We start from the raw sequence: 24,211 nt of genomic DNA, 5'->3' as shown, positions 1-24,211 counted from the left end.
ACAATGATCCCCTGGCTCACTATCGCGATCGCGCTCCCCGTGATCGGCGCGGCCGTCATCTGGGCGCTGCCGCGCGTGAAGACGTCACAGGCCGCCGCCCCCGCGGAGGCCTCCGCGGGCGCCGCGGCCACGGCCGGGGCCGCTGCGGCCACGGCCACCAGGGCCCCGGCGGCCACCGCCGCGGGGGCCGCCGGGTCGCCCGCCGGGACCGCCAAGCGGGTCGCGCTCGGCTTCTCGGTGCTCACCCTCGTCGTCCTCGCCGCCATGGCGCTGAGGTTCGACACGTCCGCGGCGGGCGGCCTCCAGTTCGAGGAGGTCTACCCCTGGATCCCGCGCTTCGGCGTCCACTTCGCGCTCGGCGTCGACGGGATCGCGCTGACGCTGATCCTGATGTCGGCGGTCCTGGTGCCGCTCGTCATCCTCGCGGCCTGGAACGAGAACGAGGACAGGGAGGACGGCGGACGCGGCTACTTCGCGCTCATCCTGGTGCTCGAAGCCATGATGATCGGTGTCTTCGCGGCCACCGACGTGTTCCTGTTCTACGTGTTCTTCGAGGCCATGCTCATCCCGGTCTACTTCATGATCGGCCGGTACGGGCGAGGTGAGGACAGGGCCAAGGCGGCCGTCAAGTTCCTGCTGTACAGCCTCGCCGGCGGGCTGATCATGCTGGTCGCGGTGATCGGCGTGTACGTCATCGGCGGGACCTTCCTGTGGACCGACCTCGTGGGCGAGGGCAGCGCCCTCGCGGCGGTCGACCCGGGCACCGCGCGGTGGCTCTTCCTCGGCTTCTTCATCGCCTTCGCCATCAAGGCGCCGATGTGGCCCGTGCACACCTGGCTGCCCTCGGCGGCGGGGGCCTCGCGCCCCGGCACCGCCGTGCTGCTCGTCGGCGTGCTCGACAAGGTCGGCACCTACGGCATGCTCCGCTACTGCCTGGAGCTGTTCCCGTCCGCGGTCTCGTGGTTCGTGTGGCCGGTGGTCGCACTGAGCCTGGTGAGCATCGTCTACGGCGCGATCCTCGCCATCGGGCAGAGCGACATGATGCGCCTGGTGGCGTACACGTCCGTGTCCCACTTCGGGTTCATCACCCTGGGCATCTTCGCCCTGACGCCGCAGGCGCAGGCCGGAGCCGCCCTCTACATGGTCAACCACGGGTTCGCGACCGGCGCGCTGTTCCTCGTCGTGGGCTTCCTCGTCGCGCGGCGCGGCTCGTCGCTCATCGAGGACTACGGCGGCGTCCAGAAGGTCGCGCCCAAGCTCGCCGGGGTGTTCCTGGTCGCCGGCCTCGCGGGCCTGGCGCTGCCCGGCCTCGCCCCGTTCGTCAGCGAGTTCCTCGTGTTCGTCGGGGTGTACGCGTTCCACCCCGCCCCCGCGGTCATCGCCGCGTCCGGCGTCGTCCTGGCCGCGCTCTACATCCTGTGGATGTACCAGCGCACCATGACCGGCGAGACCCCGGCCCGGCTGTCCGGACTGCGGGACCTGTCCGGGCGCGAGATGTGGGCGGTCGCCCCGCTGCTCGCGCTCATCATCGCGTTCGGCCTCTACCCCCAGCCCCTGCTCAACGTGATCAACCCCGCCGTCGAGCGCACCGTGGAGGTCGGGACCGCCGACACCGCGGGCGCCGGGGCGGACGGGGCCTCTGAGGAAGGAGGCGAGGAGTGATCCCCCACATGGACCTCCCCGTCGTCACCGAGGGACCGCCGGAGATCAACTGGTGGCTGCTCGCCCCGCTGCTCACGCTGTTCGCGGCGGGCGTCCTGGGCGTGCTGTTCGAGGCGTTCGTGCCGGCCAGGCGCAGGCGCCGCCTCCAGATCGGGCTGGCGGCGCTCGCGCTGCTGGCCGCGTTCGTGCTGCTCGTGCTCCAGATCGGCACCCTCCCCGAGGGCCAGGCCGGGGTGACCGTCGCCGCCGGCGTGCTCGCCGTGGACCGGACGGTGATCTTCTTCCAGGGCACCATCACCGTGCTCGCGCTGATCAGCCTGCTGCTCATCGCCGAGAACCGGGACGGCCGGGACGCGTTCGCCGCCCAGGCCGCCACCGTCCCCGGCAGCGAGGAGGAGCGCGCGCACATCCTGGCGGGCTCCCAGCACACCGAGGTGTACCCGCTGGTCATGTTCGCCGTGCTGGGGATGCTGATGTTCCCCGCCTCGAACGACTTCCTGACGATGTTCATCGCCCTGGAGGTCATGAGCCTCCCGCTGTACCTGCTGTGCGGGCTCGCGAGGCGGCGGCGCCTGTTCTCCCAGGAGGCCGCGGTCAAGTACTTCCTGCTCGGCGCGTTCTCGTCGGCGTTCTTCCTGTTCGGCATCGCCCTCGTCTACGGGTACGCCGGATCGGTGAACTTCGGCACGATCAGGGCGGCCGTGGAGGCCGGCGGGGCCGAGATCTTCCAGGGCGAGGGGGGCGACGGCGAACCGCTCCTGCTGATGGGCATCGGCCTCGTCGCCATCGGACTGCTGTTCAAGGTCGGCGCCGTCCCCTTCCACAACTGGAAGCCCGACGTCTACCAGGGCGCCCCGACCCCCATCACCGCGCTGATGGCCTCCTGCACGCTGGTCGCCGCGTTCGGCGCCCTGCTGCGGGTGTTCTTCGTGCCGTTCGGCACCTCGGCGGCCAGCTGGGAGCCGATGCTGTGGGCGGTCGCGGTGCTGACGATGGTGGCCGCCGCGGTCATCGCCGTCACCCAGCGGGACATCAAGCGCCTGCTGGCGTACTCGTCGGTCGTGCACGCCGGGTTCATCCTGACGGCGGTCGTGGCCAACAGCACCGACGGGCTCGCGGGCGCCATGTTCTACCTGGCGGCCTACGGGTTCACGACCCTGGGCGCGTTCGCGGTGGTGACCCTGGTGCGCACCAAGGACGGCGGGCAGGAGCTCGGCGACCTGGAGCGGTGGGCCGGGCTCGGACGCCGCTCCCCGGCGCTCGCCGGTGCGCTCGCCCTGTTCCTGCTGGCCTTCGCCGGTATCCCGCTGACCAGCGGTTTCATCGGCAAGTTCGCGGTGTTCGAGGCGGCGGTCGCGGCCGGGGCCACGCCCCTGGTGGTCGTGGGCGTGCTCAGCAGCGCGGTGACCGCGTTCTTCTACGTGCGGATCATCGTTGTGATGTTCTTCCGGGATCCGGAGGGCGACGGCCCGACCGTGGTGCGCGCGGGCGCGGCCACCGGCGGGGTCATCACGATCGGGGTGGCGGCCACGCTGCTCCTCGGCCTGTACCCCGGTCCGGTGCTGGACCACCTGCTGCCGTCCTCCGAGACGGGCCCGGAACCGGTCGCCGTCATGGTGGACCAGGCCTCCACGGACACCGACGGGTGAACACCGATGGTCAGAGATCCGGATCGCCCGTGAAACCCGGGTGATCCGGATCCGGCCGCCGTGTACCCGGGTGTGGCTTTGGCTGAGCATTCCGGGTCGGATACCGTGGCAAGTCGGATCATGTTCATGTGCTGAGCACGCGGCGGCCCCCGGGCCTCCTTCCGAGGGTCTCCCCGAGAGGCCGCCGACGTGCCCGTTCAACAGGTGGAGCTTTACGGTGAGCGGTGCTGTCCCGAGCGGGTTTCTCGCTCTGCCGAGAGTCGACCCGACCCTCGCCCGGGAGGTCCAGGACAACCTCGAGAAGGTCGAGGACCTGCTCCGGGACTCTGTGGCCTCCAGTGACCCCCTGCTGTCCGAGGCGGCGTCCCACCTGCTCGCCGCGGGCGGCAAGCGGTTCCGGGCCACCCTCGTGCTCCTCGCGGCCCACTTCGGCGACCCCACGGTCCCCGACCTCATCCCCGCCGCGTCCGTCGTGGAGCTGACCCACGTGGCCACCCTCTACCACGACGACGTCATGGACGAGGCGGAGATGCGCCGGGGCGAGCCCAGCGCCAACCAGCGCTGGGGCAACAGCATCGCCATCCTCACCGGCGACTACGTGTTCGCCAAGGCCTCCGAGATGCTCGCCGACCTGGGCACCGAGGCCGTCCGGCTCCAGGCGGTCACCTTCGGCCGCCTCGTCCAGGGCCAGATCCTGGAGACCTCCGGACCCAGCGAGGGCACCGACCCCCTGGACCACTACCTGCGGGTCATCAGCGACAAGACCGCCTCGCTCATCGCCTCCTCGGCGGAGTTCGGCGGCATGTTCGGCAAGGTCGACCCGGAGACCATCGGGACCCTCACCCGGGCGTGCGACGCGCTCGGCATGGCCTTCCAGCTCTCCGACGACATCCTGGACGTCGCCAGCGAGAGCACCGACTCCGGCAAGACGCCGGGCACGGACCTGCGCGAGGGCGTGCTCACACTGCCGATGTTCTACGCGCTGCGCTCGCAGGACCCCGCCGACGCGCGGCTCCGGTCGCTCCTCGGCCGCCCGCTGGGCGACGAGGAGGCCGAGGAGGCGCTCAAGCTGCTGCGCGTCCACCCGGCCATGGCGGAGGCGGAGGCCACCCTGAGGGGCTGGGCCGACAAGTCCCGCGGAGAGCTGGCCACGCTCCCGGAGGGACCGGCCAGGAACGCCTTCGAGGCGCTCTGCGACTACGTGGTCGAGCGCTCCGGCTGACACCGGGACGCCGGGCGGCCGCCCCCCCGTGACCCCGGCCCCATCGGAGGCCGGACGCGGCGCGGCGCCGCCCCGGGAGGGGACGGCGCCGGCGGTCGAGCGGTCCGGTCGGGCGGCGCGGTGGCCCGAGGGGTTCCCAGACCCGCCCCTCTCGGCAACGTCCCCCGTACCCGCGGCCCGCAGGGCGTCGAGCCCGTCCGCAGGTCCTGGTCCGTCGGGGCAGGTCCCCCTCGGGTCGCACCGGTCACCGTCCCGGACGGCCCGCTAGCTGATGACGGGAAGCGCCTCGGAGCCCGGCAGCTGGGTGAAGGTCGGGTGCTGGACCATGTTCGCGGGGACCTCCTGCTCCTTGGTCCCCCCGTCGATCGACACGATGTCGCTGGTGTCGATGTCGTTCAGCAGGTCGGTGCCCCGGCCCAGGCTCGCCACGAGCTCCTCCGCGGTCTCCGTGTTCGCGCCCTCCACCAGGGTGGGCAGGCCCGTGCCGGCGGCGGCCTGCGGCAGGGCCTCGGCGGCCTGCGGCAGCGCCTCGTCCACCGGGGCGATGCCGGTGCCCGTGATGCGGGGCACGCCGGCGTCGGCCAGCGGGCCGCCCAGCCCCAGGACGGTCGTGCCCTCGGGGGCGGAGAACACGGTGTCGGTCAGGCCGGCCAGGGGCTCCACGGGGGCGCTCTGCCGGACGGTGCCCCGGCCCAGCGGGGCCACGACCTCGTCCAGGACGATGCTCCCGTTCCCGGTCAGGGCGGTCAGGTCCGAGGGGTCGGGCAGCTCGGCGGCCTGCGGCAGCGTGGTGAGTTCGCGCGTGCCCGGCAGCTCGATCCGGTCGCGCAGGGCGTAGGTGGCCTCCACGGTGTGCGGCACCACCTCGACGAGGGTCGCCTCGGCCTCGGACCCGACGCCCCGCGCGGTGTCCTCCAGCACCCCCCCGGCCGCCACGGCGCGCTCCTCCACGACGGCGCCCGCGGTGTGGCCGACGGTGTCGTGGGGGTTCCCGTCCAGCCCCGTGGCGTCCTGGGCGCCGGACACGGTGTCGGCCAGGGCGGGGACGGGGTTGGGGACGGTCCCGACCGGGGTGGCGACGTCCGTGCCCCGGGGCAGCGGCGCGGAGAGGTCGGGGGCGGGCCGGTCCGGGTTGTGCGCGCTGTCCTGGAGCTCGGACAGGGCGGTGCCCGCGATGGGGCCGACCCCTCCGGGGGCCAGGCTGTTCACGGTGGGGGCGACGCCCTCCACCAGGGCCCGCTCGACGAGCGGCGTGATCTCGCGGACGGGGGAGTCGAGTCCCTCGGCGCCCGCGATCCCGGCGCCGAGGGCGACGAAGCCCGCGGTGCCCGCGGCGAGCAGGACGGCCCTGGCTGAGATTCGCTTGGCCTGCGTCATGGAATTCCTTCCGGAAGCTGTGGTCGGTGCATTCGTGGAAGCCGTGCGCCCGGGGCGCCGACGACCTGGGCCGGAGGTGGACCACCGGCTGACATGAATCACGTGAACGGCGGCACGGGACTCAGGTCAGCTCCCAGGAGGTGCGGCGGGGACGCCGCGCTGGGAACGGTCCGCGCGCGGGAAAGGGACACCGCGCGGTGGGACCGCCCTAGTCGGGGGAGACGGTGGGGTCGTCGCTGGGACCGCTCGGCACGGGGTGCAGCGAGCGGGAGGCCAGGAGCACGGCGGAGGCCGCGGGAGCGGTGACGGGCGGGGCCGTCAGGTAGCCGGCGACCGCGGGGGCGGCGCCGCCCGCGGGCGCGGCGGAGCCGGTGGCCAGCTGGGCGGAGGGCGCCGTCGCGGAGGAGGCGCCGGTGTCGCCGGGCTCCCCTTCCGCCTCGGCGGAGGGGACCTCGACGGCGGGTGCGGCGGACGGTGCGAAGGCGTACACGGGCCCGTGCCCGCCGGGGGTCCCGGCGGAGGCGGACGGGGCGTCATGGCGCCCGTTCCGCCCACGGGCGCGGTCGGCGGATTCCGGCTCCCCCTCGCGGGCCCGGGCCCCACCCGGGGCCGGGGCCTCCTGGACGCCGGACACGGCGTCGACGGCGGGGGAGAGTAGGTTCTGGGCGGTGTCCCGACGGGTCCGGTCGAGGTCCCCGACCACCCGGCGGGCCCCTTCGCGGAGCTCGTCCACCGGCCAGCCGGGGTCGTCCAGGAGCCCGGCCGCGTCGTCCCCGTCCTGGCGGCCCAGGCCCTGGTGGACGGTGCCGAGGGTCCGGGAGACCGGTTCGGCGACCCGCTCCGGGACGACCTCGTCGAGGGAACCGGGGCGGTCGAGCCCGAGCGCGCCGGCGTTCCCCAGCGCGTCCGCGCCGGTGCCGCCGAGGGCGGCGCCGGTCCCGGTGAGCGCGCCCGTCCCGGTCCGCGCGAGGGCCCCGGTCCCGTCGAGGGCGCCGCCGAGGGCGTCCGCGTGGACGGGTGAGGCCCCGAAGAGCCACAGGGTGGTGAGGAACGCCCCCACGAGGAACGGCAGGCCGAGCAGGGAGGGGCTCATGGAGCACGCGGCCGAGGCGACGCGCATGGCGCGGGCCGTTCGGCTGGTGCGGGGCATGAGGGACCCTCCGGGACGTGCTGCCTGGTCGGAACCGGTACGGTGACCGGTTCGCGACCTGACGTTAGCACAGTGTCACGCAGGGTAGTTTGTGTTCTCCGAAACGGGGAAATCCGTCCGGGTCACTCCTCGTTGTCCGGTCGGGCGTGCTTCTCGGGCTCCCTCTCCCGTTCGGCCTCCTGTGCCATGAGGTCCAGCCTGGCCCTGGTCCGTGCACGGGAGCGTGAGCGGACGCCGCTCAGCTGGTCGAGGGCGAACACGCACAGCGCCGACCAGACCAGGGCGAAGCCGATCCAGCGGGCGAGCGGCATCTCCTCGCCCTGGACGAGCCAGCCGATGAAGAACATCATGGTCGGGGCGATGTACTGGAGCATGCCGATGATGCTCAGGGGCACCTGGCGGGCGGCCACGCCGAAGAGCAGCAGGGGCAGGGCGGTCACGAACCCGCCGCCGACCAGCAGCGCCGTGTGGGCGGGCGACACCGAGAACGCGGTCCCGGCCCCCGTGGCCTCCAGGTAGACCACGAAGCCCAGCGCCGGCAGGAACATCACCAGCGTCTCGACGGTCAGGCTCTGCATCCCGTCGAGGTCGACGTACTTCTTGACCGCGCCGTACGCGGCGAACGAGGAGGCCATGAGCAGCGCGAGCCACGGCGTCACGCCGTAGCCGACCGTCATCACGGCCACGGCGAGGACGCCCAGGCCGACCGCCACCCACTGGGCCGTGCGCAGCCGCTCGGAGAACAGCAGCACCCCCAGGCACACCGACATCAGGGGGTTGATGAAGTACGCCAGGGAGGCCTGGAGGGTCTGCTCCACGGAGACGGAGTAGATGAATCCCCACCAGTTGAGGGAGATCAGGACGGCCGCGGCGGCGACGGGCAGGAGGCGCCGGGGGCTGCGGAGCACGGCGGGGAGCCAGGACCAGCCCCGGCGGGCGAACAGGAGGATGACGCACATCGCCAGCAGGGCCCACACCATGCGGTGGGCGAGGATCTCGCTGGGTTCGGAGGCGGAGAGGAACGGCCAGTACAGGGCCGCGAAGCCCCACAGGAGGAAGGCGCTTGCCCCGAGGGCGACGCCGCGGTTGGATTCCGGCACGTACGCAATGGTAGGACGAATCCTCGGGCGTGTCTGCCTCATATCGGGCGATACCCGGACTCGTGAGACGGGTCATGCTCCCAGTGGTCGGGGTGGTCGGGGGGCGCCATCGACCGCCCGCCCGGGCAGACCTTCGGGGCCGGGCCGCGGGCGGGGAGGGGTGCGCGCCCGCGCGGGGCCGGTCGCAGGGAAGTCCTCCGCGCCGCCGGAAGGGGCCCGCCCGCCCCGGTCGCGGCGGGGTCGTCCACAGGCGGGAACGGGGCCGTGCGCCGCGCCCGCGCCGCGGATAGCCTGGGGTCATGTTCGGGAGAAAAGCGACCATGGTCGACCCAGCGCGTGCCCTGCCCGGCCGGGACACCCCGATGCCGGTGCACGCGGTGCACACCGTGCTCGGCACGCCACTCACCCCGCCCTACCCCGAGGGGAGCGGGATCGCCGACGTGGCGATGGGCTGCTTCTGGGGGGCCGAGCGGATCTTCTGGCGCCTCGGCGCCGAGCGCGGCATCGTCACCACCGCGGTCGGCTACGCGGGCGGCTACACGCCCAACCCCACCTACGAGGAGGTCTGCTCCGGCCTGACCGGGCACACCGAGGTCGTGCGGGTGGTGTTCGACCCCAGTCGGATCACCTACCCGGAGGTCCTCAAGGCCTTCTGGGAGGGCCACGACCCGACCCAGGGGCTGCGCCAGGGCAACGACGTCGGCAGCCAGTACCGCTCGGCGATCTACTACCACGACGAGGCCCAGAAGGCCGTCGCCGAGGCCACGCGCGACGCCTTCCAGCCGGTGCTGACCGCCGCCGGGTACGGCCCGATCACCACCGAGATCGCGCCGCTCAAGGCCTTCTACTTCGCCGAGGAGTACCACCAGCAGTACCTGTCCGACGCCAAGAACCCCAACGGGTACTGCGGCATCGGCGGTACGGGCACCAGCTGCCCCATCGGCGTCGTGGGCTAGCCGCCCGGACGGGCCCGGCCGCAGGAGCGCGGCCGACCGCGCCGGAGGGATCGGGGCCCGGCCGTCGTGTGACGACGGCCGGGCCCCTGTGTCCGCCTCGGCCCGCGACCGGGCAGGGTCCCGGTGTGCCGGAGCGCCGTCCGACAGCCGCCGGACCCCTGTGTCCGCCTCTCCGCGGTGTGGAGTACGCCCCTGCCCACGCCCCGGGGCAACTTGCCGGAACAGCAATTTTCAGTGCCATAAGTGGAGATCCTGTCGAGACTGGGCGCACCTCGACAGAAAGAGCCCCCGTGAGCACCGACCAAGCGACCACGTCCGGGGACGGCGTCCGCGCCCCCGGACCGACAACCACCCCGCGGCCGTCCCCGCGCAGCCTCCTCCGATCCGCGCGGGCGACGGTGGCCCTCCTGGCCACCCTCCTGCTCATGGTCGGCGCCGCGGCCTGCGCCACGCCGGCCCCCGAGGAGGAGGTTCCCCCCTACGCGGCCGCCACCCGGGGCGACCCCGAGTTCGAGGGAACGTTCCGGCACGAGTTCGCCGACGTCGACGGGGTCCGCATGCACTACGTGACCGGCGGCAGCGGCACGCCGTTGGTGCTGATCCACGGCTGGCCGCAGACCTGGTACGGCTGGTGGTCGATCATGCCGGAACTCGCCGAGCACCACACCGTCTACGCCGTCGACCTCCCCGGACTGGGCGACAGCGCCGGTTCGCCGACCGGTTACGACAAAGCCACTCTGGCCGGGTACGTACACACCCTGATCGCCGACGAGCTCGGGGTGGTCGACGCCGGCGTCGTCGGGCACGACCTCGGAGCCGCGGTGGCCTTCCAGTACGCCGCCCGGTTCCCCGAGGACACCGAACACCTCGGCTACCTCGACCTGCCGCTCCCCGGGCCCGGGATCGACGCGTCCGCCTACCGCTCGATGAGCTGGCACATCGCCTTCCACTCCCAGCCCGAGATCCCCGAGACGGTGGTCGGCGACGACGTCCGCGACTACCTGGCGCTGTTCTACCCCCAGGTCTCCTTCAACGGGACGGCGTTCGGGGGCACCTCGGACCGGTCCCCGTTCACCGAGGCCGAGATCGACGAGTACGCGCGGACCTACGCCAGGCCCGAGGCCCTCGCCGGCGGTTTCGACCTCTACCGCACCCTCGACGAGGACGTCCGCGACACCGTGGAAGCGGAACCGGTCGACGTCCCGGTCCTGGTCATGACCGCCCAGGGGCAACTCGACCCGGTCCGGGCCACCGTGGACACGCGCATGACCGACATCGTGCGCGCGGTGGAGGTGCCGGGCGCGGGGCACTGGCTCGTCGAGGAGAACCCCGAGTTCGTCACCGCGGAGCTGCTTCGCTTCCTCGACGGGTGACCCGGCCCCGGGGGCGGCGTTCCGGCACGTCGCCCGGGCGGCCGCACCGGTGCGGCCGCCCGGGGCCCCGCCCGCCCCGGAGGGCGCGCGGGGCCCTTGGTACCCTTCCGGGGCCAGTCGTACCACCTAGGTGGTCAGGGAATCCGGTGCGAATCCGGAGCTGACGCGCAGCGGTGTGGGGGACGGGCGGGGTACACGAGCCACTGGGGCACGCGCGCGGACGGAAGCGCCCGCGCGCACCGCCCTGGGAAGGCACCCCGTCCGGAGGAACCCGAGTCCGAAGACCTGCTGGCCCCTCCGCGTCGAGTGCGCGGAGGCGCATCCATGCCAGGCTCCGCGTTCGAGTCCCGACACCTGAGGCATACCCATGTCGCGCCACGCCCTCCTGTCCTCCGCCCTCCCCTCCCTCGCCCTCCTGCTCGCCCCCGTCCTCGCCCTCACCGCCTGCGGCCCGCAGGACGACCGGGGCGGCGACGGCACCGAAGCGGCCGCCGGGTCCGGCTACCCCCGCACCGTCGACAACTGCGGCCACGAGGTCACCCTCGACGCGCCCCCGCAGCGGGCGGTCTCCCTCAACCAGGGCACCACCGAGATCCTCCTCTCCCTGGGCCTGGAGGACCGGGTGGTCGGCACCGCCACCTGGACCGACCCGATCATGGAGGGGTTGGAGGAGGCCAACGGGGACATCCCGCGGCTGGCCGAGAACAACCCCTCCTTCGAGCGGGTCCTGGAGGCCGAGCCCGACCTCGTGACCGCGTCCTTCGTCTCCACACTCGGCGCCGGCGGGGTCGCCACCCGCGAACAGTTCGAGGAGCTGGGCGTGCCCTCGTACGTCTCCCCGACCGACTGCGCCGCGGGCAAGGACAACGAGGACGGCGGGGACGGCTCCCGGAGCGAGCCGCTCACCCTGGACGCCGTCTACGGCGAGATCCACGACCTGGCCGAGATCTTCGGCGTGGAGGAACGCGGGGAGGAGCTCGTCGGGGAGCTCCGGGACCGGGTGGACGCCGCGACCGAGGACCTGGAGGTCGAGGACGTCTCCCTCATGTACTGGTTCGCCAACGCGCAGTCGCCCTACCTCGCGGGCTGCTGCGGCGCCCCCGGCGCCATCACCGGGGCCGTCGGCGCGAAGAACGCCTTCGACGACACCCACAGCGAATGGCCCCAGATCAACTGGGAGACCGTCGCGGACCGCGACCCCGACGTCATCGTGCTCGGCGACCTGACCCGCGACTCCCAGACCGCGGAGAGCGCGGCGGCCAAGATCGAGTTCCTGGAGGACAACCCGGCCACCCGCAACCTCACCGCCGTGCGGGAGGAGCGGTACGTCCTGCTCAGCGGCCAGGCGATGAACCCCTCGATCCGCACGGTCGAGGGCATCGAACTGGTCGCCGACGGCCTGCGCGAGCTCGGGTACGCCCGTTGAGCGGTGCGCGCCCGGCGCTGCTCGTCACCTCCGGCCTGCTGCTCCTCGGCCTGTCGGTCTCGGTCGCCGTCACCATCGGGCCCGCCGACCTCACCCCCGCCGAGGTCTGGAGGTCGGCCGCCGCCCGGTTCGGGTGGGGCGAAAGCCCCCTGACGCGGTTGCGCGAGGGCATCGTGTGGAACCTGCGCATGCCCCGCACCCTGCTCGCCGCGGTCTGCGGGGCCGGCCTGGCCGTGTGCGGCGCGGTCATGCAGTCCCTGCTCCGCAACCCGCTGGCGGACCCCTTCGTGCTCGGGGTCTCCTCCGGTGCCTCCACCGGGGCGGTCCTCGTGACCGTGCTCGGCTGGGGCGCCGGAGCGGTCTCGCTCCCGGCGGGGGCCTTCGCGGGCGCCCTGCTCTCCTTCGGCATGGTGATGCTGCTCAGCCACAGCCTCGGCGGGAGCATGGACCGCGTCGTGCTGTCCGGGGTCGCGGCCATGCAGCTGTTCTCCGCGCTGACCTCGTTCATCGTGCTGACCTCGGCGGACGCCGACACCACGCGCGCGGTGCTGTTCTGGCTGCTGGGCTCCCTCGGCGGCGCCGGATGGACCGACGTGCTCCTGTGCGCCGCGGTGCTGTGCCTCGTGCTCGCCGTCTGCCTCGCCCACACCACCACCCTGGACGCCTTCGCCTTCGGCGAGGAGGCCGCGGCGAACCTGGGCGTCCGGGTGGGCCGGGCCCGCGTGCTGCTGCTGAGCGCCACCGCGCTGCTCACGGCGGTGCTGGTCAGCTCCACGGGCGCGATCGGGTTCGTGGGCCTGGTCCTGCCGCACGCCGCACGGGCCCTCACCGGCTCCTCCCACGCCCGGCTGCTGCCGGTCACCGCGCTGGCGGGGGCGGTCTTCCTGGTGTGGGTGGACACGGTCGCCCGGACCGCGCTGGACCCGCAGGAGATCCCGGTGGGGGTGGTCACCTCCCTCATCGGGGTGCCCGCCTTCGTCGCCGTGCTGTACCGAGTGAGGAGGAAGACGTGAACCACCCGGTCCGGGCCCCGGGGGAGGGGCTGCGCGCCGACCGGGTCAGCCTCGGGATCGGCGGCCGTCTCGTGCTCGACGGCGTCACCCTCGCCACCCGCCCCGGTGAGACCGTCGGCCTGCTGGGACCCAACGGGTCGGGCAAGTCCACCCTGCTGCGGCTGCTCGCCGGGGTGCTCGCCCCCTCCGCCGGGGCGGTCACCCTGGACGGCCGGCCGCTGGACCGGGTCGGCCGCCGGGCCGTGGCACGGCGGGTGGCCACCGTCCAGCAGCAGGCGCACACCCAGACCGAGCTGACGGTCCGCGAGGTGGTGGCCCTGGGACGCATCCCGCACCGCCGGTCCTGGACGCCCATGACCCCGGCCGACCTGGAGGCCGTGGCGCGGGCGCTGGAGCGCACCGGACTGGCGGACCGGGCCGACCAGTCCTGGCACACCCTGTCCGGCGGCGAACGCCAGCGCGCCCAGATCGCCCGGGCCCTGGCCCAGGAACCCGGTGAGCTCCTGCTCGACGAACCCACCAACCACCTCGACATCCAGTACCAGCTCGACCTGATGGAGCTGGTCACGGGCCTGCCGGTGACCACCGTGATCGCCCTGCACGACCTCAACCTGGCGGCGATGTACTGCGACCGCCTGGTCGTGCTCCGGGAGGGCCGGGCGGTCGCCGGGGGCACGCCCTCCGAGGTCCTGACCTCCGAACTCATCGGAGAGGTGTACGGGGTCCCGGCCGAGGTCACCCCGGGGGCCGACGGCCCGGTGGTCCGCTTCCTACGCCGGGGCGCCGTCCCCCCGGGGCGGGCCGACCGCTCCTGACGTCCCCGCCGGGACCGGAGGAGGGGCTCCCGGCTACAGTGTGAATCCTTTGCCCGCGGTACAGGAACCCGGTGAGATTCCGGGGCGGTTCCGCCACTGTGACACCCCGACGAGGGGTGCAGCCAGACACTGGCCCGGGCAGTCCGACCGCCGACGGGGCGAGAACCCCGAGGGAGGAGCCCGGCCATGACGGTCCGGATCGCTCTGCTGTCCACGTCCGACACCGACCTGCTGTCCGCGCGGGCCAGCGGCGCCGCCTACCTGTGGGCCAACCCGTCCCGCGCCTCCGACGCCGAACTCACCGGCGCCGTCGGGCGCGCCGACCTCGTGGTGGTGCGCCTGCTGGGCTCCTCGCACGACCTGTGGCCCGGTCTGGCCGCCGTCCGCGAGCGGGGCACGCCCCTGGTGGTCCTCAGCGGCGAGCAGCAGCCCAGCGCCGAGCTCATGGAGCACTCCACCGTGCCCATCGGGGTGGCGACCGAGGCCCACCGCTACCTGGCCGAGGGCGGTCCGGCCAACCTCGGCCGCCTGCACGCCTTCCTGTCGGACACCGTGCTGCTGACCGGGGAGGGGTTCGAGCCCCCGTCGGCGCTCCCGCCGTGGGGCTTTGCCGAGCGCGAGCGGCCGGACGGCCAGGGACTCCCCGAGGTGGGCATCCTCTACTACCGGGCCCACGAGGCGGGCGGCAACACGGCGTTCGCGCACGCCCTGGCCGACGCCGTCGACGCGACCGGCCGGGCCGTGGGCGTCCCCGTCTTCGCCGGGTCGCTGCGCTCGGCCCCCGACGACCTCTACGAGGCGCTCGGCGGCTTCGACGCCCTGGTGGTCACGGTCCTCGCGGCGGGCGGCAGCGTGCCCGCGTCCGCGAGCGCGGGCGGCGACGACGAGGCCTGGGACGTGGAGCGCATGGCCGCCCTGGACGTCCCCGTCCTCCAGGGCCTGTGCCTGACCAGCTCACGCGCGGACTGGGAGGGTTCCGACGACGGGGTCACCCCGCTCGACTCGGCCACCCAGATCGCCATCCCCGAGTTCGACGGCCGCATCATCACGGTGCCGTTCTCCTTCAAGGAGATCGACAGCGACGGGCTGCCCCGCTACGTCGCCGACCCCGAGCGCTGCACGCGGCTGGCCGGGACCGCCGTCGCCCACGCCCGGCTCCGGCACGTGCCGCCCGCCGAGAAGCGGATCGCCGTGGTCCTGTCCGCCTATCCCACCAAGCACGCGCGCATCGGCAACGCCGTCGGGCTCGACACCCCCCGCTCCCTGGTGCGCCTGCTGCGCCGCCTGCGCCGGGAGGGCTACGACCTGGGCGCGCCCGATGCCCTTCCCGGCCTGGACCTGCCCGACGAGACCGAGGCGGGCGACGCCCTGATCCACGCCCTGATCGCGGCGGGCGGCCAGGACGAGGACTGGCTGACCTCCGTCCAGCTCACCGAGGCCCACGTGCGCATCACCCCCGAGCAGTACGCCGCCTGGACCCGGGACCTGGACCCGGCGCTGAAGGAGGCGATGACCGAGGCGTGGGGCGCCGCACCCGGCAAGCTGTACGTGAACGAACAGGGCGAACTCGTGCTGGCCGCCCTCCGGGCGGGCAACGTCGTCGTGCTGGTCCAGCCCCCGCGCGGTTTCGGCGAGAACCCGATCGCGATCTACCACGACCCCGACCTGGCCCCCAGCCACCACTACCTGGCGGCCTACCGCTGGCTGGAGCACGGGTTCGGCGCGCACGCCGTCGTGCACCTGGGCAAGCACGGCTCCCTGGAGTGGCTGCCCGGGAAGAACGCCGCGCTCTCCGCCGGCTGCGCCACCGACGCGGCCCTGGGCGACCTCCCGCTGGTCTACCCGTTCCTGGTCAACGACCCGGGGGAGGGGGCCCAGGCCAAGCGCCGGGCCCACGCCACGGTCGTCGACCACCTCATCCCCCCGATGGCCCGGGCGGAGAGCTACGGCGACATCGCGCGCCTGGAACAGCTCCTCGACGAGCACGCCAACATCGCGGCGATGGACCCGGCCAAGCTGCCCGCGGTCCGCGGCGAGATCTGGGCCCTGATGCGCGCCGCCGAGATGCACCGCGACCTCGGTCTGGACGAGCGGCCCGGCGACGAGGAGTTCGACGACTTCCTGCTGCACGTCGACGGCTGGCTGTGCGAGATCAAGGACACCCAGATCCGCGACGGCCTGCACGTGCTGGGGGCGGCGCCGGAGGGCACGGCCCGGGTGAACCTGGTCCTGTCCGTGCTCCGCGCCGCCCAGGTCTGGGGAGGCGTGGGCGGCGCGGTGCCCGGCCTGCGGGCCGCCCTCGGCCTCAAGGAGGACGCGCCCACCCAGGAGGTCGACGCGGTGGAGGCGCTGGCCCGGGGCCTGGTCGAGCGCATGGAGGCCGCCGGGTGGGACCCGGCCGCCGCCGCGAGCGCGCACGACGACCCCGGGGTGCGCCGCGTGCTGGAGTTCGCCGCCGAGCAGGTGGTGCCCCGGCTGGCCCGCACCACCGACGAGGTCGACCACGTCCTGCACGCCCTGAACGGCGGTTTCGTCCCGGCGGGCCCGTCCGGCTCCCCGCTGCGCGGACTGGTCAACGTGCTGCCGACCGGCCGCAACTTCTACACGGTCGACCCGCGCGCGGTCCCCTCCCGGCTCGCCTGGCAGACCGGCCAGGCCATGGCGGAGTCCCTGCTGCGCCGCCACCTGGACGAGACCGGGGCCTACCCGGAGTCGGTCGGCCTGTCGGTGTGGGGCACCTCCGCGATGCGCACCTCCGGCGACGACATCGCCGAGGTCCTGGCCCTGCTCGGGGTCCGGCCCGAGTGGGACGAGGCCTCCCGGCGGGTCGGCCGGCTCCACGTGGTGCCGCTGGAGGAGCTGGGGCGTCCGCGCATCGACGTCACGGTGCGCATCTCCGGCTTCTTCCGCGACGCCTTCCCGCACGTGGTCGCCATGCTGGACGACGCGGTCGGCCTCGTCGCCGGGCTCGACGAGCCGGACGAACAGAACTACGTGCGCGCCCACACCAACGCCGACCTGGCCGAGCACGGCGACCGGCGCCGCGCCACCACCCGGATCTTCGGCTCCGCCCCCGGCTCCTACGGCGCGGGCATCCTCCAGGTCGTGGAGTCCGGCAACTGGCGCGACGACCGCGACCTCGCCGAGGTCTACACGGCCTGGGGCGGTTTCGCGTACGGCCGCGACCTCGCCGGCGTGCCCGCGGCCGACGACATGCGGACCAACTACCGCCGGATCAAGGTCGCCGCGAAGAACATCGACAGCGCCGAGCACGACATCGCCGACTCCGACGACTACTTCCAGTACCACGGCGGCATGATCGCCACCGTGCGCGCCCTCAGCGGGGCCGACCCCAAGGCCTACGTCGGCGACTCCACCTCGCCCGACGCGGTGCGCACACGCCCCCTGGCGGACGAGACCGCCCGCGTGTTCCGGGCCCGGGTGGTCAACCCCCGCTGGATCGCGGCCATGCGGCGGCACGGCTACAAGGGCGCCTTCGAGCTGGCCGCGACCGTCGACTACCTGTTCGGCTTCGACGCCACGGCCGGGGTCGTGCACGACTGGATGTACGAGAAGCTCGCCGCCGAGTACGTCCTGGACGCCGAGACCCAGGAGTTCCTGCGCCGCTCCAACCCCTGGGCGCTGCACGGCATCGTCGAGCGCCTGCACGAGGCCGCGCGGCGCGGGCTGTGGGCGGAGCCGGACCCGGCCACCCTGGAGGCCCTCACCGAGGTCTACCTGGAGGTCGAGGGGGATCTGGAGGAGCGGTCCGAGTGAGGGTGCGGATCCTGGGGATCGGCATGGGCCCCCACCACGTCACCGGCGAGGTCGCCGAGGCCCTGCGGGGCTGCGACTACGCCGTCGCCGTCCGCAAGGGGGACGACGACGGCCTGTTCGCCCTGCGGCAGGAGGTCTGCGACGCCTTCGGGCTGCCGCTGGTGGCGGTGCCCGACCCCGAGCGCGACCGCGACGACCCCGCCGACTACCCGGCGGCGGTCGCCGACTGGCACGAGGCCCGCGTGGCCGCCTTCGAGCGGGTGCTCGGCGAGCTCGGCGGCACCGCGGCCTTCCTGGTCTGGGGGGACCCCTCCCTGTACGACTCCACCCTGCGCATCGTCGCGCGGATCGCCGAGCGCGGGAACGTCGGCGTGGACTACGACGTGCTGCCCGGGATCAGCGCGCCCCAGGTCCTGGCCGCCCGGCACCGGATCGTGCTGCACGAGGTCGGCCGTCCGGTGCACGTGACCCCGGCGCGGCGGCTGGGCGAGGCCGTCGAGGCGGGGCAGGACAACATCGTCGTCATGCTCGGCGGTCGGCACGGGTTCGAGGGCCTGGAGGACTGGTCCCTCTGGTGGGGGGCCAACCTGGGCGCCGACTCCGAGGAACTGGTCGCCGGACGCGTGGGCGAGGTACTGCCCGAGATCGGGGCGGCGCGGCGGCGGGCCAGGGAGAAGGCGGGCTGGGTGATGGACACCGCACTGCTGAGGAGGCCGGAGTGACAGGACTCCTGGTCGCCGGAACCACCTCCGACGCGGGCAAGAGCGTGGTCACCACCGCCCTGTGCCGGGCCTTCGCCCGCCGGGGCGTGCGGGTGGCGCCGTACAAGGCGCAGAACATGTCCAACAACTCGATGGTCTGCCACGGCCCGGACGGGCGCCCGGCGGAGATCGGCCGCGCCCAGTGGGTGCAGGCGCTGGCCGCCCGCGCCCTCCCCGAACCCGCGATGAACCCGGTGCTGCTCAAACCGGGCAGCGACCGGCGCAGCCACGCCGTCCTGCTCGGCCACCCCGCCGGGGAGGTGTCCTCCTCCGACTGGGAGGCGGGGCGGCGCCACCTGGCCGAGGCCGCGCACGCCGCCTTCGACGACCTGTCCGCACGCTACGACGTCGTCGTCGCCGAGGGCGCGGGCAGCCCCGCCGAGATCAACCTGCGCGCTGGCGACTACGTGAACATGGGCCTGGCCCGCCACGCGGGGATGCCCGTGGTCGTGGTCGGCGACATCGACCGGGGCGGGGTGTTCGCCGCGATGTACGGGACGGTGGCGCTGCTGGAGCCCGAGGACCAGGCCCTGATCGCCGGTTTCGCGGTCAACAAGTTCCGTGGCGACCACGCCCTGCTCCGGCCGGGGCTGGACGACCTCGAACGGATCACCGGCCGCCGGGTGTTCGGGACCCTGCCGTGGGACCCGGGGCTGTGGCTGGACTCCGAGGACGCCCTCGACCTGGAGGGACGGCGGGCCGACGGGGAGGCGGCGCTGCGGGTGGCGGTGGTGCGCCTGCCCCGGATCAGCAACTTCACCGACGTGGACGCGCTCGGCCTGGAACCCGGGCTCGACGTGGTCTTCGCCTCCGGTCCGCGCGACATCGCCGACGCCGACCTCGTGGTGCTGCCGGGCACCCGTTCCACCCTCGCCGACCTGGCCTGGCTGCGCTCGCGCGGACTGGACACGGCGATCACCGGACACGTCCGCCGCGGACGCCCGCTGCTCGGCGTCTGCGGGGGCTTCCAGATGCTCGGGCACACCGTCACCGACCCCGAGGGGGTCGAGGCCGCCTCCGGGGCATCCGCCGAGGGGCTCGGCCTCCTCGACGTGCGCACCGAGTTCACCGCCGACAAGGTCCTCCGCCTGCCGGAGGGGGAGGCCCTGGGCGCGCCCGCGAGCGGTTACGAGATCCACCACGGCCGGATCACGGTGGGCGGGGGCGCGGAGGAGTTCCTGGGCGGGGCGCGTTCGGGCAACGTCTTCGGGACCATGTGGCACGGCAGCCTGGAGGGCGACGCCTTCCGGGCGGCCTTCCTCGCCCGGACGCTGGGGTACGGGCCGTCCGGGACGGACTTCCCCGCCGCGCGCGAGCGGCGCTTGGACCTGCTCGCGGACCTCGCGGAGCGGTACCTGGACGTCGACGCGCTGCTGGAGCTGGCCCGCGAGGGTGCGCCCGCCGGGCTCGCCCTGCTCGGTCGGGAAGGCGTGCGATGAGACTCCTGTTGCTGGGCGGCACCTCCGAGGCCCGTGAGCTGGCCGCGCTACTGGTCGGGGCGGGCGTGGACGTGACGACGTCGCTGGCCGGACGGGTGGCCCGGCCGCGCCTGCCGGTGGGGAAGGTGCGGATCGGCGGGTTCGGCGGAGTGCCCGGACTGCGCGCCGCCCTGGCCGACTACGACGCGGTCGTGGACGCCACCCACCCCTTCGCACTCGGCATGACCGCCAACGCGGCCGCCGCCTGCACGGACCTGCCGCTGCTGCGGTTGGAGCGGCCGGGGTGGGAGCCCGACCCGGCCTGGCACCACGCCGACACCCACGAGGAGGCGGCTGAGCTGGCGGCCGGGCTCGGCGAGCGGCCGTTCGTGACGGTCGGTCGCCAGGAGCTGGCCCGCCTCGTGCCCGCCCTGGGCGGGCGCGCGGTCCTGGCCCGGGTGGTGGACGTGCCCGGACTCGAACTCCCCTCCGCCTGGCGGCTGGTGACCAGCCGGGGGCCGTACCGCCTCGACGGTGAGCTGGAGCTGATGGCCGGGCACCGGGCGGACGTGCTCGTCACGAAGGACTCCGGGGGAACCTACACCTGGCCGAAGATGGAAGCCGCCGCCCGGCTCGGCGCCCCGGTCGTGGTGGTGCGGCGCCCGCCCGGCCCCCGGGGCGTGCCCACCGTCCACGACGTGGCGGACGCCTTCGACTGGGTGACCGGCCTGGGCGGGTCCCCGCGGGAAGCCCCCCGGGAAAACCCCTGAGGGCGATGCGTGCCCGGGAGCCGGCCGGACAACCCCCTCTCCCCCGGCCCGGCGCTCCCGGCACCCGTCGGGACCGCCGGGAGTGCCCGCCGACGACCCGGCCACCGCCTTCATCCCGGTGAGCGCTCCGGAACGCGCCGGACGCCGCGGGGGCGACGAAGGGTCCTGTGGATGACCCACTCGGCCACCACCATGTTGATCGCCCACCCCGCTCCCATGAGCAGACCCCTGCTGAGCTCGTCGTACTCACCGACCAGGAGTGTCCAGGGCACGTGGGTCAGCACCTGCGTCCCGGCCCCCTGTCCGATCGCGTAGGCGCGGATCATCCAGGCGCCGTGCCGGGCGAACTCCCGGCGCCGCGCCGCCACGAAGCCCAGGACCAGGGCTGCGGCCATGGCCGTCCCGAGCACCAGCCGCTGCACAGTGAGGAAGCCCGTGTCGATCGCCGGAACCGCGTAGAACAGCGTCATCCACACTCCCGACAGCGCGGCGATCAGCCCCAGGGGGACGAGTATCCGGCCGGAGGCCCTGTGCCAGCGGGGACGTCGGCGGCGCAGTGTCGAGGAGAACTGGAAGGCGCCCAACAGGCAGTAGGGGCTCGCGGTGAGGATGTGCAGCACGACGGGCAGGGGCGAGGCGGCGAAACGGGCGTTGTCGGCGGTGACCGGCGCGCCGGTGGCCAGCTCGCCGAGGCGGAAGGCCCCGGCGATGAGGGGGACGACGCTCAGCACGATCAGGAGGGCGATCACGGTCCACTCGGCCCGGGCCGGGGGTTTCACGGTGGTGGTCATGCCCCGATCGTGGCCGTCGGGAGGGGGCCCGCACATCGGAGGAGGGGCCCGGTTCCGCTCGGCCGAAAGTACGGGTGCCGCACCGTACTACCGGCCCCGGCGCCCCCGCACGCGGCCGGTCTCGTAGGCCCACATGGCGATCTCGACGCGGTTACGGGCCCCGAGCTTGGCCATCAGGCTCGTGATGTGGGTCTTCACCGTGCTCAGCGCGATGTGGAACTCCTCGCCGATCTCGGTGTTGGTACGACCGTGCGCCACGGCGGCGAGGACCTGCTCCTCCCGGCCGGTCAGGGGCTGCAGGGGCTGGGCCGGGGGCCCGGTCGGCCCGGAACCGGCGAACGCGTCGAGCAGCCGGGCGGTCACGCTCGGGGCGATGAGCGCCTCACCCGCCGCGGCGGCGTGCACGGCCCGGGTGAGCAGGTCGGTACCGGCGTCCTTGAGCAGGAACCCCCGGGCACCCGCCCTGAGGGCGGCGTAGACGTACTCGTCGAGATCGAAGACGGTGATGACGACCACGGCGAGGGGATCCTCGACCTCCGGTCCGGCGAGGGCGCGGGTCGCCTCCACACCGTCGAGGACGGGCATCCGGATGTCGAACAGGCACACGTCCGGGCGCAGCCGTCGCCCCAGTTCCACGGCCTCGCGCCCGTCGGCGGCCCGGCCGACCACCTCGATGCCGGGTTGGGCGTCCAGGATCATGGACAGGCCGGTACGCACGATCTCCTGGTCGTCGGCCACGACCACCCGGATACTCACGCGGGCGCCCCCGAACGGGGCAGCACGGCGGTCACGGTCCAGCCCCCGTCAGGGTTCGGGGCCGCTTCGCAGGTGCCTCCGAGCAGTTCGGCGCGCTCCGCCATGCCGATGATCCCGTACCCCGGCGGAGCGGCCGGTCGCAGGCGGCCGGTGTCACCGTCGTCGCTCACACTCAGGCGCACCGAGGCGTCGTCGGCGTCGACGCGGACCCTGACGAGGCCGGCGTCGCGGGCGTGGCGCCGGGCGTTGGTGACCGACTCCCGGGCCAGGCGGTGGAGAGCGGCCGTGACCGCCGGTGCGAGGTCGTGGAGAGCGCCGCTGATCTCCACCTCCACGGCCGGGCCGGGTCCGGCCCGGCAGGCGAGTTCCTCCAGGTCACCGAGGTGAGGGCTGGGCGCCCGTTCGGCGGGTTCGCCCCGGCGCAGGGCGCGGACCATGGTGCGCATCTCGCCCAGGGCGCGCGAGGCCTCGGACTCGATCACCGCGAGGGCCTCGACGGCGGCCTCCGGCCTGGTCCGGGCGACCGCCTGCCCGGCCTGGGCGCGGATCGCCATGGCCGAGACGTGGTGGGCGATGGTGTCGTGCAGTTCACGGGCGATGTCTTCGCGTTCGAGCAGTCGGGCGCGGTCGATCTCGCGCGCCCTGGCCCTGCCCCGGTACCGCAGCGCCGCGCCGAGGGCGCCGGTGGCGAACAGGACGGCGGCACCGCCCAGGAGGTCCGCCGCCTGCGCCGCGTCGAGGAACAGGTCGACGGAGGAGGACAGGAGGACGATCGCGGCCCCCGCCGCGACCTCCCTGCCGGACCCCCACCGCACCAGAGCGTAGGGCAGCGCCAGGAAGTACACCGTCGCGTACATCTGCCCGGCCCCTCCACCGGTCGCCAGGGTGAGCACGATCGCGCTGCCGAAGACCGCCGCGACCACGAGCAGCGGGCGGGTCCGCCGCCACAGCAGGGCGGGGGCCAGGCCGGCGACCACCGCGACGGTCGGGACCGGCCAGGGCAGGTCCGGCCGCAGGGCGCCTTCGGTCAGCGCCGCCAGTGCGCACACCACGACGAGGGCCCCGTCCCACCACGTGGGCCCCCGAGCGCCGGGAGGGCGGGGTTCGTTCCACAGGGAACGGAGTAAGCCGTGCACAGCTACAGGCTAGCCGTGCGGCCCCGGCGGCGGATCGGCCGAAAGTCGGAGTGAGGGCCCACGGAGGGAACCGGGCCGCCGCCTTCCTGCCGTGCCTCGTCGAAGGCCCGCCGGTAGGCACCGGGCGTCGTGCCGAAGCCCGCACGGAAGCGGCGGCGCAGGTTGACCGCCGAGGCCAGCCCGACCCGGGCGGCGACGGCCTCCACCGGAAGGTCGGTCCGCTCCAACAGGTCCCGTGCCGCGTCGAGGCGTCGGCGAAGCAGCCACTGTCCCGGACTGGTGCCCAACTGCTCCGTGAACCGCCGGGCGAGGGTCCGGCCGGACACCCCGGCGCGTTCGGCGAGCCGGTCGACGGTCAGCCGGGAGCCGAGCCGGTCCGCGGCCCAGCCCAGCAGCGGGGCCAGGGACTCCTCCGCCCGGGCCGGGAGGGGCCGCTCGGCGTGCTGGAGCTGGTTCCCCTCCCGGTGCGGTGGCAGCACCATGTTCCTGGAGACCTGGGCCGCGTACGCCGCGCCGTGGTCACGGCGCACCAGGTGCAGGTACAGGTCGATGCCCGCGCCGGTCCCGGCGCTGGTCGCCACGTCGTCGTGGTCCACGTAGAGCACGCCGGGGTCCACGCGCACCTCGGGGAAGTCGGAGGCGAGCCGGGCGGCGTGGCGCCAGTGGGTGGTGGCGCGGCGGCCGTCGAGCAGCCCGGCCCGGGCGAGGACGAACGACCCCGTGCAGGCGGACACGATCCTGGCACCCCTGCGGTGGGCGGTCCGCAACGCCTCGGTGACGGCCGGCGGAACCGGTGCGGCGGGCGGTAGCCGACCCGGGACGACCACGGTGTCCGCCTCGCTGAGGGCGTCCAGCCCCGTGTCGACGATCATCGGGTACCCGGCGGTGGTGGGGAGGGGGCCGGGGGTCTCGGCACAGATCAGGAAGTCGTAGCGGGTCGGCGCGTCCGGCGTGAGCATGCCGAAGACCTCTGCGGCGCAGGCGAGTTCGAAGGGTGACTGTGGCGGGCTGAGCAGTGCCACGACCCGGTGGAGGCGCATGGCAGGAATGTACCCGTAG

General features: G+C 74.1%; 19 protein-coding genes and 2 riboswitches. Of the genes, 12 read left to right on the top strand and 7 right to left on the bottom strand.

The window, feature by feature from the left end; all coding sequences use genetic code 11:
• The first annotated feature begins 3 nt into the window (after positions 1 to 3).
• From OUQ99_RS28140 to OUQ99_RS28130, 3 genes are all read left to right on the top strand, one after another.
• A complete protein-coding gene (locus OUQ99_RS28140; protein ID WP_267946783.1) occupies positions 4 to 1,662 on the top strand; it encodes an NADH-quinone oxidoreductase subunit M in 1,659 nt (552 codons plus the stop codon).
• Positions 1,659 to 3,311, top strand: a complete 1,653-nt coding sequence (nuoN, locus tag OUQ99_RS28135) for an NADH-quinone oxidoreductase subunit NuoN (protein WP_378553482.1) — start codon at positions 1,659 to 1,661, stop codon at positions 3,309 to 3,311. The genes OUQ99_RS28140 and nuoN overlap by 4 nt, the downstream gene beginning before the upstream one ends.
• 217 nt (positions 3,312 to 3,528) lie before the next feature.
• A complete protein-coding gene (locus tag OUQ99_RS28130; protein WP_267946782.1) occupies positions 3,529 to 4,533 on the top strand; it encodes a polyprenyl synthetase family protein in 1,005 nt (334 codons plus the stop codon).
• 264 nt (positions 4,534 to 4,797) lie between these two features.
• Here the strand turns inward: OUQ99_RS28130 and OUQ99_RS28125 are convergent, their stop codons facing one another.
• The 3 genes from OUQ99_RS28125 to rarD form a co-directional block, all read right to left on the bottom strand.
• Positions 4,798 to 5,910 (bottom strand): hypothetical protein, encoded by a 1,113-nt coding sequence (locus tag OUQ99_RS28125; protein WP_267946781.1) that lies wholly within the window; start codon positions 5,908 to 5,910, stop codon positions 4,798 to 4,800.
• A gap of 208 nt (positions 5,911 to 6,118) precedes the next feature.
• Positions 6,119 to 7,060, bottom strand: coding sequence for a flagellar associated protein (locus OUQ99_RS28120; protein ID WP_267946780.1), 942 nt, complete (start codon positions 7,058 to 7,060; stop codon positions 6,119 to 6,121).
• Between the two features lie 122 nt (positions 7,061 to 7,182).
• Entirely contained in the window at positions 7,183 to 8,160 is a 978-nt protein-coding gene (rarD, locus tag OUQ99_RS28115) for an EamA family transporter RarD (RefSeq protein ID WP_267946779.1), read from the bottom strand.
• 299 nt (positions 8,161 to 8,459) lie between these two features.
• On the opposite strand from rarD, the gene msrA reads away from it, so the two are divergent.
• The 9 genes from msrA to OUQ99_RS28070 all read left to right on the top strand — a co-directional run bounded on the left by msrA (position 8,460) and on the right by OUQ99_RS28070 (position 20,469).
• Positions 8,460 to 9,116, top strand: a complete 657-nt coding sequence (msrA, locus tag OUQ99_RS28110) for a peptide-methionine (S)-S-oxide reductase MsrA (RefSeq protein WP_267946778.1) — start codon at positions 8,460 to 8,462, stop codon at positions 9,114 to 9,116.
• 290 nt (positions 9,117 to 9,406) lie between these two features.
• A complete protein-coding gene (locus tag OUQ99_RS28105; RefSeq protein WP_267946777.1) occupies positions 9,407 to 10,489 on the top strand; it encodes an alpha/beta fold hydrolase in 1,083 nt (360 codons plus the stop codon).
• Positions 10,490 to 10,586: 97 nt separating this feature from the next.
• Positions 10,587 to 10,796, top strand: a riboswitch (cobalamin riboswitch).
• A gap of 60 nt (positions 10,797 to 10,856) precedes the next feature.
• Complete coding sequence (locus tag OUQ99_RS28100; RefSeq protein WP_267946776.1) at positions 10,857 to 11,915, top strand: ABC transporter substrate-binding protein; 1,059 nt, start codon at positions 10,857 to 10,859, stop codon at positions 11,913 to 11,915.
• Positions 11,912 to 12,928: a FecCD family ABC transporter permease gene (locus OUQ99_RS28095; RefSeq protein WP_267946775.1), complete on the top strand. Its 1,017-nt coding sequence runs from the start codon at positions 11,912 to 11,914 to the stop codon at positions 12,926 to 12,928. The genes OUQ99_RS28100 and OUQ99_RS28095 overlap by 4 nt, the downstream gene beginning before the upstream one ends.
• Entirely contained in the window at positions 12,925 to 13,743 is an 819-nt protein-coding gene (locus OUQ99_RS28090; RefSeq protein WP_267946774.1) for an ABC transporter ATP-binding protein, read from the top strand. Before OUQ99_RS28095 ends, OUQ99_RS28090 begins: the two co-directional genes overlap by 4 nt.
• Positions 13,744 to 13,757: 14 nt before the next feature.
• Positions 13,758 to 13,895: riboswitch (cobalamin riboswitch) on the top strand.
• 34 nt (positions 13,896 to 13,929) lie between these two features.
• Complete coding sequence (cobN, locus tag OUQ99_RS28085; RefSeq protein WP_267946773.1) at positions 13,930 to 17,520, top strand: cobaltochelatase subunit CobN; 3,591 nt, start codon at positions 13,930 to 13,932, stop codon at positions 17,518 to 17,520.
• Positions 17,517 to 18,242 (top strand): precorrin-6A synthase (deacetylating), encoded by a 726-nt coding sequence (gene cobF / locus OUQ99_RS28080; protein WP_267946772.1) that lies wholly within the window; start codon positions 17,517 to 17,519, stop codon positions 18,240 to 18,242. Before cobN ends, cobF begins: the two co-directional genes overlap by 4 nt.
• Positions 18,239 to 19,720 (top strand): cobyric acid synthase, encoded by a 1,482-nt coding sequence (locus OUQ99_RS28075; protein WP_267946771.1) that lies wholly within the window; start codon positions 18,239 to 18,241, stop codon positions 19,718 to 19,720. Before cobF ends, OUQ99_RS28075 begins: the two co-directional genes overlap by 4 nt.
• Positions 19,717 to 20,469 (top strand): cobalt-precorrin-6A reductase, encoded by a 753-nt coding sequence (locus OUQ99_RS28070; protein WP_267946770.1) that lies wholly within the window; start codon positions 19,717 to 19,719, stop codon positions 20,467 to 20,469. The genes OUQ99_RS28075 and OUQ99_RS28070 overlap by 4 nt, the downstream gene beginning before the upstream one ends.
• Positions 20,470 to 20,579: 110 nt before the next feature.
• Here the strand turns inward: OUQ99_RS28070 and OUQ99_RS28065 are convergent, their stop codons facing one another.
• The 4 genes from OUQ99_RS28065 to OUQ99_RS28050 all read right to left on the bottom strand — a co-directional run bounded on the left by OUQ99_RS28065 (position 20,580) and on the right by OUQ99_RS28050 (position 24,192).
• Positions 20,580 to 21,260: a DUF2306 domain-containing protein gene (locus OUQ99_RS28065; protein WP_267946769.1), complete on the bottom strand. Its 681-nt coding sequence runs from the start codon at positions 21,258 to 21,260 to the stop codon at positions 20,580 to 20,582.
• An 87-nt stretch (positions 21,261 to 21,347) separates the two neighbouring features.
• Positions 21,348 to 22,016, bottom strand: coding sequence for a response regulator transcription factor (locus OUQ99_RS28060; RefSeq protein WP_267946768.1), 669 nt, complete (start codon positions 22,014 to 22,016; stop codon positions 21,348 to 21,350).
• Positions 22,013 to 23,152: a sensor histidine kinase gene (locus OUQ99_RS28055; RefSeq protein ID WP_267946767.1), complete on the bottom strand. Its 1,140-nt coding sequence runs from the start codon at positions 23,150 to 23,152 to the stop codon at positions 22,013 to 22,015. Before OUQ99_RS28055 ends, OUQ99_RS28060 begins: the two co-directional genes overlap by 4 nt.
• A 2-nt stretch (positions 23,153 to 23,154) precedes the next feature.
• Complete coding sequence (locus OUQ99_RS28050; RefSeq protein ID WP_267946766.1) at positions 23,155 to 24,192, bottom strand: GlxA family transcriptional regulator; 1,038 nt, start codon at positions 24,190 to 24,192, stop codon at positions 23,155 to 23,157.
• Positions 24,193 to 24,211: the final 19 nt, after the last annotated feature.

Origin of the sequence: Streptomonospora nanhaiensis (genome assembly GCF_026642255.1) — a bacterium.
Lineage (GTDB): Bacteria > Actinomycetota > Actinomycetes > Streptosporangiales > Streptosporangiaceae > Nocardiopsis > Nocardiopsis tropica.
This window is presented reverse-complemented; position numbering and strand designations above follow the sequence as displayed.

Coding starts and splice junctions, on each gene's coding strand:
- OUQ99_RS28120 (WP_267946780.1), bottom strand. CDS start 7,060: ATGCCCCGCACCAGCCGAACGGCCCGCGCCATGCGCGTCGCCTCGGCC.
- OUQ99_RS28050 (WP_267946766.1), bottom strand. CDS start 24,192: ATGCGCCTCCACCGGGTCGTGGCACTGCTCAGCCCGCCACAGTCACCC.
- msrA (WP_267946778.1), top strand. CDS start 8,460: ATGTTCGGGAGAAAAGCGACCATGGTCGACCCAGCGCGTGCCCTGCCC.
- OUQ99_RS28140 (WP_267946783.1), top strand. CDS start 4: ATGATCCCCTGGCTCACTATCGCGATCGCGCTCCCCGTGATCGGCGCG.
- OUQ99_RS28125 (WP_267946781.1), bottom strand. CDS start 5,910: ATGACGCAGGCCAAGCGAATCTCAGCCAGGGCCGTCCTGCTCGCCGCG.
- OUQ99_RS28065 (WP_267946769.1), bottom strand. CDS start 21,260: ATGACCACCACCGTGAAACCCCCGGCCCGGGCCGAGTGGACCGTGATC.
- cobN (WP_267946773.1), top strand. CDS start 13,930: ATGACGGTCCGGATCGCTCTGCTGTCCACGTCCGACACCGACCTGCTG.
- OUQ99_RS28100 (WP_267946776.1), top strand. CDS start 10,857: ATGTCGCGCCACGCCCTCCTGTCCTCCGCCCTCCCCTCCCTCGCCCTC.
- OUQ99_RS28070 (WP_267946770.1), top strand. CDS start 19,717: ATGAGACTCCTGTTGCTGGGCGGCACCTCCGAGGCCCGTGAGCTGGCC.